This window comes from Halalkalibacter hemicellulosilyticusJCM 9152, assembly GCF_000513115.1.
Classification (GTDB): Bacteria; Bacillota; Bacilli; order Bacillales; family Bacillaceae_D; genus Halalkalibacter; species Halalkalibacter hemicellulosilyticus.
On the sequence record NZ_BAUU01000001.1, the window covers coordinates 67,734 to 81,240 of the forward strand.

Below are 13,507 nucleotides of genomic sequence, written 5' to 3' on the forward strand. Positions count from 1 at the left end.
GTGATAACCTCCTGAAGTTAAACGTGGCCGCTGGAAAAGATAAACAGACTTTTTCAGTGGCCTTAGGTTAAAAATTCAATTCATCAGTAGATGAATTGAATTTATATCCGATGCCTCTAACCGTGACGATATAACGAGACTGTCCCCTTTCTAATTTTTTTCTTAAATGATGAATATGAACCATAACGGTTCGAGTATCACTCATTCCTTCTAGGCCCCAAATTCGATCGTAAAGCTGATCTGTTGTAAAAACTTGGTTTGGATATTGAGCTAAATGGAAAAGTAGTTGCCTCTCTTTCGTAGATAAAGGGACTTCATGTCCATTTAGCTTGACTTCTAAGCTACGGAAATGTAGCTCCAGCTGACCATCTGTCCACATGTTTGAATGAGGTGTAGGGGTCGAGCGTCTTAGCTGCGCATTTACTCTTGCTACTAATATGTCTGGATCAAAGGGTTTTGTGATATAGTCATCACCACCTAGTTGAAAGCCGTTAAGGATATCTTCGCTCTCTTTTTTGCTACTTAAGAAGATAACAGGAGTTGTTGAGTATTCTCGAAAGCTTCTAATGATCTCCGTTCCCTCACGATCAGGAAGTATAATATCGCAAATGATTAGCTGATAATCATATTGAGCTAGCATTTGTAATGCTATTTCTCCATTAGAAGCGACTGATGGTTGAAAGCCTGCATGCTTTAAATAGATTGTGACAAGTTCTGCAATGTCTGTATCATCTTCAATGAGTAAAATATTAATAGCTCCCACTTCATCACTCTCTTTTCTCTTCTTCATTTATAAACTGTACCGGTAAGGAAAAATAAAAATCGCTTCCTTTATTTAATTGACTATTTACGTGTAATTCACCCTTATGATAATCAATAATCTCTTTGGAGATCGCAAGACCTAGACCAGAGCCATTTTCCTTTTTTGTTTGATAAAATCGTTTGAAAATCATTTCATGTTCAGATGGATCTATTCCTATGCCAGAATCCACGATATGCAGTATGACTTGTCCCACCTTCGTTGAAGAAGGTAGTTGCCATTCGAGAATCACTCGAATCGCTTCTTTTGCAGGTGAAAATTTAATGGCGTTTGTTAATAGATTCGAATATACTTGTTCTATTCGAAAAGGATCAATGACCATTTCGGCTTGTTGAGTAGCTGGTAATGGGTTACGTTCCTCGAATGAAAAATGAAGATCTTTTTCTAGAAACTCCCATTCATATTTTTCATATAATAGTTTAAAAAAGGAACGAGCCTCCGTGCGTTTAAACTGAAAGTCAACTTGTCTCGTCTCTAACTTAGTTAGCTCTACTAAGTCGTCAATTAACCTTTCTAATAAAATCGTTCTCTCGAATATCCGATCCGCATATTTAGATGCGTTTTGAGTAATAATACCGTCTCGCAAAGCTTTTGAATAACCTTTGATGGAGGTGATAGGTGTACCTAGCTCATGAGAAATAGTAGATAACAATTGAGTACGGAACATTTCAGCCTGCTTGAGTTTAGCTGTTCGTTCTTCTACCTTCATTTCAAGTAATTCATTCGATTGTTGTAGCTTGTTAGATAATTGTTCGGCATCGTTTAATGCTTTTGAAAATCGTGATGAGAGATTGATTGCTTGAGTGAAAAGGAAAATTAATAAGCCATATGATAAATAATCCCCTGTATGGATAATATCGTTATAAAACAAAATATCGTTAAGCGCAAATAGAAAGAAAAAGGCAAATCCAATTGCATTTGAAGTAGAGCCTCTTCTTTTATGAATGGCGGAAGCGATATATATGTATAGCGTATATAAAATAGCTGGAAAGAGCATAAACCAAGTAAACATAAAAATATAATTTGTGAAAATAATAGCTGGTGTTGATAAAACAAAGATAGAGAAAATAAGTAGCATGATACTAATGATAATAGGTATGAACCGAACCGACTCTTTTGGGTACTCATAATGAATAAAGAAAACGAGCATAATGGCAGCAAAAGCAACGGACAAATATTCCATTTTGGACACCCATTCCCAAGATAAATAAGGAAATAAGTACAACGCGGTCGATTCACCTAGGATGCTAATTCGAATAGTTATAAAGAAGCATAGGAAGCTAAAAATTAATGAAGTCTTTTCACTTTTTCGAAAGAAATAGATGAACATAAAGTAAATGGCCATCATGATGAATAAGCCAATGACAAACGATTGCATCGTGACATTGAAGGTTCTTATATATGTGATAGTCTCGGCATTTCCTAAATGAAGCCTTTCCCACATCCCACCATGTCTATGATGAAAGTTAGAAACTTGAATGATTAATTCGTTCTTTCCAGGTTGTGCTTCAAAATAAATCACTTGCGGATAATTCCTCGGAATCGTGTCAGCAGAGGTTGTGCCGACAGTACCATTTCCGCCTTTCTCTTCTCCATTAATCCAAACCCGATAAGCCGTTTCAACACGTTTAAAATAAAGTCCGAGTGTGGAGTTTGACTCGATTTGCTTATGAGATAATGTAAATGTCAATCGATAAGTTGCATAGCCTTGACTTGATAAGGGGGCACCTGCTATCGAGTAGGTGGCCCATAAATCAGGGACGTGAGCGTATTGAGGCGAACGAGATACTCCATCAAAGTCGCTAGGCTCCAATAATTGTTCCCAATAAAATTCCCACTCTCCTCTTAAGTCGACGGTTTCATTAAGGGAATCCCAAGTTTGTAAGTCGATGACTCCTTGTTGAGCAGTGGTTTCTGCTTTGGCGTGGTTATTAGCATAAAAAGCAGACACTATCAAGAATGCTACAATTAGTGCGATGTGTAGCCATTTCATAAAAGATTCCCCCAAATATAAACAATTATTACTATCATATCATGAAATATGTCGAATTTTTATAGAGGAATGAAGTCTAAGAGATGATTTTCAACAAAAATATAAGTGAGTAGATAGGAGGATGAATAAGTGTTTGTTAAATGAAAGTTCGGTACTTATTTTGTTTATAGGGCTTCCATTATAGGAAGAAATTAAAGATCTTATTTTTTGAATAGAGTAATATTTTCTAATGATTTTTATACAGTTTGCTATGTAGAATAGAAGAAAAGATTGTCTAAAAAGGGTGTGGACTTATGAATAAATTAATTAATAAAATTGATCAATGGACAAGTAATATTCTAGTTCATCCGAAACTACTAGTCACTTTTTATATTGTTAGTTTGTTACCATTAGCGATCGTTTCGTCGTTTATGTATGTCAATTCGACTCAAGCATTAAAGGAAGAATTGGGAAGTCATATCGTTGAGACATCACGGCAGGTAGATTTAAGAATGAATTCATTCATCGGAGAAATGGGAGCGCTTTCTAGGATTGTGCATTTTGATCCGGATGTTCAGCGTTTTTTAAATTTAAAGGACCAAACGGAGCCTACATCTTTATCATGGCAACTCGATTTACGTCACTTTTTGAGAAACATAGTTTCACATCGTGAATATTTATGGTCTGTGTTTCTAATTAATGATCATGGAGGTGTTATTTATTATAGTGAAGATTTTGTTAATCCTGTCTTTGCAAGCTGGTGGCACCAAATTGAACTGGATCATGATTTTCATCATGACCCTATTTACCAAAAAATTGTTCGCGAAAAAGAGTTTCTCTTATACCAACCTCATAAATCTGATTATTATAACGGTGATTATGTTGTAACGTTCGGAGGAAGGTTATATCAGTTGAATAAAGAGAGAGGAACCTTATTGTTTAATTTTGATCCAGATTATTTTGCGAGTATGAGTAATTCAATACATTTAGGTGATACAGGATATGTAGCGATTTTTTCAGAAGAGGGAGATTTGCTTTTTGAACATGACAAGGTAACAGAGAATTTAATAGATGACTTACCAGAGTTCAATATATTGAAAGAAGAAAGTGGCTATGAGTTAGTAGATTTAGGTGGTGAACAAACATTGATAGCCATTAATACTTCAGAGAATACTGGTTGGAAATACATTGGGGTCGTACCGTTTCATGAAGTATCGGGGAAAATAAGTTCAATTCAGAATGGGATTTATTTGATGGCTGTTACATCATTGGTTATTATCTTCGTATTTTCTAAATACTTGGCTAGAGTGATTACAAGACCGCTATTTACGTTACAAAATTATATGAAACGTGCTGAACAAGGTAATTTATCGCTACGTGTACCGTTAGAACGTGAAGACGAATTTGGTATGTTAACGAGAGCGTTCAATCGGATGATTGAGCGGTTAGAGCTGCTTCGTGATAAAGTATATGTTTCTGAAATAAAGCACATGAAACTACAATTATTGAATAGAGAATCAGAGTTGAAAACATTACAAATGCAAATTAACCCTCATTTTCTATATAACACATTAAATACGATGAAATGTGTTGGGGAGGTTTATAACGTGAAGGAAGTGTCTGAAATGAGCGAATCACTTTCTGATATGTTTCGTTATAGCATCGATCAAGATAAATTTAAACTATTTGAAGAAGAAATAAATCATGTAAAAGCTTTTTTGAAAATTATTCAAATTCGTTTTCCTAATCAAGTAGATTGTCATTTCGATATAGATTCAAGCCTGTTTAATCTACCTGTTCTTAAGTTAATTCTTCAGCCGATTGTAGAGAATGCGGTCGAGCACGGGATTACGCCAAAAGCTTCTCGAGGAATCATCAATATTAGCGCTAGAAAAGAATCTGACGGATTATTGATCGAAATCGTTGATGACGGGATTGGAATGTCTGATACGAAGCTGAAAGAGCTTCAAGATACAATTTATAAAAAAACGGATTCAAATCAAGGTATCACAATGAACTCTTCTCATATTGGCTTATCTAATGTACATCAAAGGCTGACATTAAGCTATCATGGGAGCGGAGGTTTAGAGATCGATAGTGAATATCAGACTGGAACAACTGTAACGGTTCGTATACCGATTCATAATGAGTGATGGAGGAGATGTCATGTTTCGAATACTAGTGGTTGAAGATGAATTCTGGATGTGTGAAGGGTTGAAAAAGATGGTTCGCCAGTTAGATATCAATTTTATAGTTGCGGACGTAGCTCATAATGGAAAAGAAGCACTTGAGAAAATGAAGGAACAAACGTTTGATTTGTTATTTGCAGATATTAATATGCCAATTATGGACGGACTACAAATGATGGGTGAAATGGAGAACTTGAAGTACAATGTGCCTGTCATTATTATTACAGGCTTTGATGAGTTTGAATATGCTCGAAAGGCTTTGCGCTACGGTGCTGTTGATTATTTGTTAAAACCGATAAAAAATGATGAACTGAGAGATGTTTTGGAGCACTGGGAGTTGGAGCATAAAAAACAATACGGCCTTATTAATAACGAACCAAAAAATTTAGAGTTTAATAATAGCGGTGCCGACCTTATACAATCGATTTTGCAACTTATTGAGGCTAATTATATGGAAGATTTGTCACTATCGATATTGGCCGATCAAGCAGGATATAATGCTTCTTACCTTAGTCGATTATTTAAGGTAGAAACAGGAAAGGGCTTTGTACAATATTTAAGGGATATACGAATGAAACATGCGTGCGATCTGTTAATAGCTAGTAAGTTGACAATTGAGCATATATCGCAACAGGTTGGTTTTTTGGATGAAAAACATTTTAGAAGAACGTTTAAAAAGGACTTAGGGATGACGCCTGGAGAATATCGAAAAATATATGGAAAGTAAAAAAAAGCCCCCCTTAATGTAAAAAAGTGAGTCTAACTTTAAATTATTAAAGCGCTTACAATTAGTTGTAAGAAAGGAGGAATAACAGTATGATGCTTTCTGCTCGTCTAGAGGAAGATCGAATGAGATAAGCGAGTTAAATATTTTACGTATAAAAAGACATTGGATAGGTGGGGTAGATACGATATCAAAAGGGAGATTTTTAAAATGAAAAAGTGGAGCTTCTTCTTTGGGGTATGTGCATGTGTAATTCTATTAGTAGCTTGTGGTAGTAATGATGATACTGCTGGAGATGGAAAAAGTGATGATTCAAATAGTAATGATACTAGTAGCGAAGAACAAGTTACGTTACGTGTCATGGATTGGTATGATTCTACACTTGAACAACGGGATGAATTTCATGAGAAGTTTATGGAGAAATATCCACATGTAACAATCGAATATACGACACTTACATTGGATCAATTTAGAGATACTATTCTTTCAGCGGTTCGAACAGGAGAGGCACCAGATATCTTTCCTGTACCATTTGGATTTAGATTACCTAATTTAGTTGAAGATGGATGGTATCAGCCACTAGAAGGTTTGGTTGATGAAGCTTTTTTTGATGGATTTTCAGAAGGAGCTTTTATTGAAGGTATAACAACTGTAGACGATGAGATTTATACGATACCTCAAAATTTACCTGCCTTTTCAACATTTGTGTTTTATAATAAAGATTTATTTAGGGAAGCTGGGCTAGATCCAGAACAGCCGCCTACTACGTATGAAGAATTCCGTGATTATGCAAAAAAAATAACTGAAGCGGGAAATGGGAATTATTATGGCATTATTGAAGGTGGAAGGCAAACACAGCGTTGGACTACGACTGTTCAAGATTGGTCTTCTCTAAATGGGAGTGGGTTAAGCGAAGCAAGTCCAGTAAGTGTTTACACTGGGGAAGCACCGTTCCATACTGAGGCGGTATTAGATGTCTTTGACTTATTTGCAGGAATTGCTGATGACGGGAGCTATCATCCACAAACTTCGGGAATTTCTGCGCCTGAAGCTAGGCAACTATTTGCCAATGGGGAAGCAGGATTTATTATTCAAGGTGTTTGGAATATTGGTATTTGGAATGAAAGTAACCCTGAATTGGATTATGGCGTAATGGCTCCTCCGCTATCAAATGGAGAACAAAGAGGTGTGATCAATTTAGTTAATATGCCGGGATTTGGTCTTTATTCTCAATCAGAGCACCCAGAATGGGCTGCACGATATTTAGAGGAGTACTATGGTGGAGATTACTTTCAGCAAGAGGTTGTACAAAATAACTTGGAGCTTTCGATTGTAGATGGGATTAATGAAGAGTACGCGACAGGAGAGTATTGATGATTTTAGATTATCTGAGTAGTTACTGACTTTGCTAGTGGCAGGTGTTATACCTGTCACTAATGAAGGGGGAGGCAAATGGAGAATGTATCAACGACAAAGATAAACAAAGTAACGTCAATAAAACAGAAGAAATATAACAAAAAAGTAGTCTTATGGTGTTGGTTATTTGTATTACCTAATTTAATTTTATTTGCCTTGTTTCAAGGGTGGCCTATAGTAATTAACTGGTATTATTCAATGTCAAATTGGTCTGGGTTAAGTGCTCAACCTGATTTTATTGGCTTGGCCAATTTCCGTGAACTGATAAGTGATCAATATTTTTGGAATGCTTATAAAAATGTATTTATGTTTGCTGCAGGTACAGTTCCATCTCAGCTCATATTAGGTCTATTGTTTGCAGTGGTATTAAATAATCCAAAGTTGAAATTTGCAAACGTGTATAGAACACTTATTTTCATTCCTGTTGTGACAAGTGCTTCTATTATTGGGATTATTATGGGGTTTATTTGGAGCCCCAATGGAGGAGTTAATTACTTATTAATAAGCATGGGAATCATTAATGTACCAATTGATTTTTTAGGAAGTATGACTTGGTCGATGCCTACTGTCATTATAGTATCTGTTTGGATGAGTGTAGGGATTAACATGGTATTTTGGTTAGCAGGACTTCAAGGGATCCCAAGGGAATTATACGAAGCAGCGTATATTGATGGGGCTGGCTATGTTAAGACCTTTTTCAAAGTGACGGTTCCCCTACTGATTCCGATTGGAGCCGTCATATTACTTTTTAACTTTGCTTTTTCACTGAGAGTCTTTGATTTAATTAAAACACTTACGGATGGCGGACCTTTTTTCTCGACTGATGTAGTTTCGACGTATGTGTACAGACATGCTTTTTCAGGAGAGGTTGGACAGCCGAGAATGGGATATGCTTCAGCGGCTGGATTATTCTTTGGCTTTACTGTTATTACGATAATGGCGACACTTCAATTAATAAAGTATAAATTAAAACGAAAATAGATTGAATCTTATTATTTCGTATTACGAAATAAATGAGCAAAGTAAGGGGGGATAAAATGAATAACGTGATCTCTCGACGTATAAGCCTGAGCTCTTTACTAAGAGGTTGTACACATATTTTGTTTATTGGATTATGTTTTATATGGATCTATCCATTCTTATGGATGGTTTCGTCATCATTCAAAACAGATCGAGAGTTTTTTGCTAATCGTCTAAGTCTAATTCCTGAAACACTTAATACGTCAAACTTTATACGAGCGTGGGATACAGCGAACTTTAGCCAATATTTCTTAAATTCCTTTTTGATTACGGCCGGTGTTGTCCTTATAGTCATTGTAACGACTTCGGCTTGTGGCTATGCACTCGGTAGATATTCGTTCCCAGGAAAAAAATTAATCTTTGTCATTTTAATTTGCAGTATGTTTATTCCACTTGAGTTTTCTATTATTCCGATCGCTGTATTAATTAATGCTTTAGGTCTTTCTAATTCACTGTTCGGGGTCATATTAGCTGAATCAGGTGGAGGATCGGTTATGCTAATCATGCTATTTGCAGGTTTCTTTAGTCAAATTCCAAAAGAATTAGAGGAATCAGCTACGATAGACGGAAGTGGATTTTTAAGGACGTATGTCAGTATTATGCTTCCATTATCGAAACCGATTATTGGTAGTGCGGCCATTATGCAAACTGTATGGACCTGGAACTCCTTTTTGCTTCCACTAGTGTTGACGCTTAGTAATCCAAGTATTCGCCCTTTAGCAGTAGGGATATATGCGTTTCGTGGGGAGAATGTAGTTGATTGGACAGGGATCGCCGCAGGAGCCACGATTTCTATTATTCCAGTCATTGTCGTCTTTTTATTTTTACAGAGATATTTTATTGAAGGAATTTCAGGAGCAGTAAAAGGTTAAGCATTTAAATATCTACGAATTTCTAAAAGGAGAGATTTTTGTGAGAGTATTATTTCTTGATTTAGATTCAGTAAGTCCAAGACATTTAGGTTGTTACGGATATGAACGCAACACATCTCCTAATATTGATAAAGTCGCTAAAAAAGGAGTAACATTTACAAATTATTATACATCGGATGCTCCTTGTGCCCCATCGAGAACCGCATTAATGTCAGGGCAGTTTGGCATTCGTAACGGTTTAGTCGGTCACGGAGGTACAGCTGGGGATATGAGACATGAGGGTGTTGACCGTACGATTTTTGGAAGGTTATCAGTTGGTGGTTCTCTTCCGTCCTTCCTACAGTTAGGTGCAGGATTAAATACGACATTGATTAGTCCGTTTCCTCAACGACATGCAACGTATAACTTCTATGCCGGATTTAACGAAATTATTAATACAGGAAAGTTTGGGATGGAATCAGCTGAACAAGTATCGCCAGTCGTCCATGATTGGGTTGAAAGAAACGGAGAGAAAGACGATTGGTTCCTATATGTGAATTATTGGGATGCACATACCCCATATCGTGCACCTGAGGATTTTGGTAATCCATTTGCTAATGAACCGTTGCCTAGCTGGGCAAATGAAGAAACGTTAGAAAAGCATAAGAAAGAAGTAGGTCCTCATACTGTGCATGAGCTTGTGATTGATCACCAAAATGAAACATACACGAATGTTGAAAGTGATCAATTTCCGAGAAGTCCTGGAGAAATTAAGACTTTGGATGATCTACGTACAATGATCGATGGGTATGATTGTGGCATTCGATATGTAGACGATCATGTTGGGAAGATATTTGATTTATTAGAACAAAAAGGTATTTTGGATGATACAATTATTATTATTTCTGCTGATCACGGTGAGAATATGGGGCAGTTAGGCATTTATGGTGAGCACGGAACAGCTGATGACGGAACATGTCGTATCCCGATGATTATCTCTTGGCCTGGTATGAAAGAAGGATTTGTTGATGATGGATTGCACTATCACTTGGATTTACCTGTGACATTAGCGGAAATGCTTGATTTACCCCCATGCCCTGATTGGGATGGTGAAAGCTTTGCTTCCGTTCTTAAAGAAGGGAAAGAGTGTAGTAGGGACTATGTCGTTATCTCTCAATGTGCACATGTCGCACAGCGTAGTGTAAGGTTTGGAGATTGGTTGTATATGAGAACGTATCATGATGGGTATCATTTATTTGATAAGGAGATGTTATTTAATATTAAGCAGGATCCACGAGAAGAACACAATGTCGCAGCTCAAAATAAAGATGTATGTATGGAAGCCGTTTATTATTTGCATGAATGGCATGATGAAATGATGTTTCGATCAAGAAATGATGTTGATCCATTATGGACTGTTATAAAAGAAGGAGGTCCTTTCCATGCTAAAGGGTTCCTTAAGAATTATGGTGAAAGACTCGTCCAAACAGGAAGAGAAGAGCAATTTAATGAATTGAAAAAGAGGCATCCAAATGAGTTTCCTGAGCAAGCAGATTATAAACGGTTGGAATTTGATAATTTAATGAGAAGTCGATTATTTTAAGTTTTTTGTATGAAGGGGAGGCTCCTTTTATAGCATATATATTTTGAGCTAGTTGTTAATATAGAGGTGATTAAATGGAACCCAAATCGTGCTGTGGAGTACAAAGAGAAAGCATTGAAAAATTCCCAGAACCGCAAGAAATAACGCAAAGTAAGACATTTTCTAAAAAGAGGCATATAGATAATTTGATTACAATTCCAAGAGGGACTTTTTTAATGGGAACAGATGATGAAGAAGGGTATAAGCTAGATGGAGAGGGACCTGTTCGTTCTGTTAATGTGGACTCATTCGCAGTTGATCGGTATACAGTAACGAATGAACAGTTTAAAGAATTTATTGAGGAAACAGGATATAAAACCGACGCTGAACAATTTGGTTGGTCGTTTGTCTTCCACTTGTTTGTAAGTAATCAAATAAAAAAAGATGTCATAGGTTCTCCTGAAGGAACACCTTGGTGGTTAGCGGTGAAAGGTGCGACATGGGAACACCCTGAGGGTATAGGTACATCAATTGCTGATCGAATGTATCATCCGGTTGTACATGTTTCTTGGAATGATGCAATGGCTTATTGCACTTGGTCTGGAAAACGACTTTTGACTGAGGCAGAGTGGGAGTATGCTGCTCGGGGAGGCTTAGTACAGAAGAGATATCCTTGGGGTGACAAGCTCATGTATAGAAAAAAGCATCTTTGTAACATTTGGCAAGGGGAGTTTCCAATAAATAATACCGGAAAAGATGGGTACCTTGCCACAGCTCCAGTTGATGCTTATGAACCAAATGGGTATGGTTTATATAATGTTGTCGGTAATGTATGGGAATGGTGTGCTGATTGGTTTACGAACGAGCATAACGAAAAGAAAGACAATCCTATTGGACCAAAGATAGGAGTGGAACGTGTCATGAGAGGCGGTTCATATCTATGTCACCAATCATATTGTAATCGTTATAGAGTGGCGGCGAGAAGCAAGAATACACCTGATAGTTCAACGGGGAACTTAGGATTTCGTTGCGCAATCGATATACACTAAATAAGCTTGTTATATGAATCTCTGGACAAATTATTGCAAAGAAAAGCCTAGATAGGATCGAGACAAAGCTTCTCCTATCTAGGCAGTCTCTCATTATGAAGAACCTTCCTTCTTCTTCTTTTCCAATACTTTCTTCAACTCCGCTTTATATTTCCGGGAAACTAGAATGTATAAGAAGTCACCTTCCATAATTTCTGTATCGCCATATGGGGAAATGAGCTTTTCATTGCGGACGATCGCGCTAATTGTGACTCGGTTCGGAAATTGAATATCACGCAATGTTTGACCAACAATAGCGGATGTTTCGTGGACTTGATATTGAACCATTTCAGCATTAGCCTTCCCCATTGAAATTAACTCCAATGAATGGTGTGGAGTATCCTTCTTCGGACCAGTTAAACCTAATGTCTTTGCAAAAAATGAAATCGATGAACCTTGGACAAGAGCTGAAGTTAACACAATGAAAAAGACGACATTGAAGAACAACTGTCCGTTATCTAACCCTGCTACGACAGGGAAAGTCGCTAAAACGATTGGGACTGCACCTCTTAGTCCCGCCCAAGATACAAAGAGCTTTTCCTTCAGCGTATAGTTCATGCCAATAGTTGATAGAAAAACAGCAATAGGTCGAGCCAATAGCATTAAGACAATCGATAAGATTAGACCATTCACAATTACGGTTATGTTGATGAGTTGTGCTGGAAAGACGAGTAATCCTAGAATAATAAACATGAGGATTTGTGCCATCCAGGCAAATCCTTCGTGAAATTGAAAGATCGAATAGCGATAAGTTAATTCAGCGTTTCCAATTACAAGAGCGGCAACATATACAGCCAAAAAGCCACTAGCCTCTATCGTCGTTGCTACACTATAGGTCAATAACGCAAAGGAGATAGCAAAGATCGGGTACAAGCCACTCGATTCTAGGTTAATTCGATTGATCGAATAGGAGGCCAGCTTACCGACAATGATTCCAACGACAATCCCCATTCCCATTTGCCAAAAGAAGGAGGGAATTAATGACCAAAGGTTTGTTTCTGGAAATAAGATAAGTTCGATAAAAGATAGCGTGAGAAAGACAGCCATTGGATCATTTGTGCCTGATTCAGCCTCAAGTGTTGCCCCCATCTTAGCTTTGATGTTCCGCTCTTTAAGTGATGCAAAAACAGCGGCAGCATCAGTGGAGCCAACAATAGCCCCGAATAGTAGAGCTTCTAGCAACGTAATATCGAATAGCCAAAATGCTACGTAGCCAACAATGGCTGAGGTTAAAATGACGCCGAGTGTTGCTAACGAAATGGAAGGGACAATAACTGAGCGCACTGTCGCGAATTTCGTTTGCATTCCACCTTCAAATAAAATGATGATAAGGGCAAAGATCCCAATAGTTTGAGCGACCCCTGGATTATCAAAATAAATAAACCCTAATCCATCACTACCGATGAGCATGCCAATAAGAATAAATAGAACGAGTGCAGGAAGCCCTAAACGGGTAGAGAATTTCGCTACGAGCACACCGCTTATAAGCAGTAATGCTCCAATTAGTACAAAGGTATTCGTATGAATGATTTCAAGAAACATCAAAATGGCTTTCCCCCTATTTTAGGATTATGTATTTGAATAAATCATGTCAATGGTTTCCACATTTTGTCGACAGGGAAAACAATATCACAGCGGGTGTTTAAGAAATGACTATTAATAGCTTGTCATTTGCATATAGCTTTAATGTCCTAAGAAAAACATTCAATTCCTGGTAAGACGGGAATCGTAATTCTACTAAATAACAGCCACCTCCACTAATTTTGTGCTGTTGGATGATGGAGGCACTGGTGTTCCTTTAAGAAGGTTAGCATTAGTGCGTGGTGAATGGATTTCGTATAAATG

The 13,507-nt window shown here is 37.3% G+C and carries 10 protein-coding genes; 7 read left to right on the plus strand and 3 right to left on the minus strand.

Annotation, left to right across the window (positions count from 1 at the left end; translation table 11 throughout):
- Positions 1-67: 67 nt before the first annotated feature.
- Positions 68-763: a response regulator transcription factor gene (locus tag JCM9152_RS00380; protein WP_035339694.1), complete on the minus strand. Its 696-nt coding sequence runs from the start codon at positions 761-763 to the stop codon at positions 68-70.
- 4 nt (positions 764-767) lie between these two features.
- Positions 768-2,813 carry a sensor histidine kinase gene (locus JCM9152_RS00385; protein WP_035339695.1) on the minus strand — a complete coding sequence of 682 codons (2,046 nt, stop codon included), beginning with the start codon at positions 2,811-2,813 and terminating at the stop codon, positions 768-770.
- Between the two features lie 293 nt (positions 2,814-3,106).
- On the opposite strand from JCM9152_RS00385, the gene JCM9152_RS00390 reads away from it, so the two are divergent.
- From JCM9152_RS00390 to JCM9152_RS00420, 7 genes are all read left to right on the plus strand, one after another.
- Complete coding sequence (locus tag JCM9152_RS00390; RefSeq protein ID WP_035339696.1) at positions 3,107-4,945, plus strand: sensor histidine kinase; 1,839 nt, start codon at positions 3,107-3,109, stop codon at positions 4,943-4,945.
- Positions 4,946-4,958: 13 nt separating this feature from the next.
- Entirely contained in the window at positions 4,959-5,708 is a 750-nt protein-coding gene (locus tag JCM9152_RS00395; protein WP_035339697.1) for a response regulator transcription factor, read from the plus strand.
- Positions 5,709-5,915: 207 nt separating this feature from the next.
- Complete coding sequence (locus JCM9152_RS00400) at positions 5,916-7,079, plus strand: ABC transporter substrate-binding protein (protein WP_052015417.1); 1,164 nt, start codon at positions 5,916-5,918, stop codon at positions 7,077-7,079.
- 78 nt (positions 7,080-7,157) lie between these two features.
- A complete protein-coding gene (locus tag JCM9152_RS00405; RefSeq protein WP_035339698.1) occupies positions 7,158-8,102 on the plus strand; it encodes a carbohydrate ABC transporter permease in 945 nt (314 codons plus the stop codon).
- Between the two features lie 56 nt (positions 8,103-8,158).
- Positions 8,159-9,013 (plus strand): carbohydrate ABC transporter permease, encoded by an 855-nt coding sequence (locus JCM9152_RS00410; protein WP_173402054.1) that lies wholly within the window; start codon positions 8,159-8,161, stop codon positions 9,011-9,013.
- A gap of 40 nt (positions 9,014-9,053) precedes the next feature.
- Entirely contained in the window at positions 9,054-10,595 is a 1,542-nt protein-coding gene (locus JCM9152_RS00415; RefSeq protein ID WP_035339699.1) for a sulfatase family protein, read from the plus strand.
- A 74-nt stretch (positions 10,596-10,669) separates the two neighbouring features.
- On the plus strand, positions 10,670-11,623 hold the full coding sequence (locus tag JCM9152_RS00420; protein WP_035339700.1) for a formylglycine-generating enzyme family protein: 954 nt from the start codon (positions 10,670-10,672) through the stop codon (positions 11,621-11,623).
- A 93-nt stretch (positions 11,624-11,716) separates the two neighbouring features.
- On the opposite strand, the gene JCM9152_RS00425 is transcribed toward JCM9152_RS00420, so the two are convergent.
- Positions 11,717-13,204, minus strand: a complete 1,488-nt coding sequence (locus JCM9152_RS00425) for a potassium/proton antiporter (RefSeq protein WP_035339701.1) — start codon at positions 13,202-13,204, stop codon at positions 11,717-11,719.
- Between the last annotated feature and the right edge of the window lie 303 nt (positions 13,205-13,507).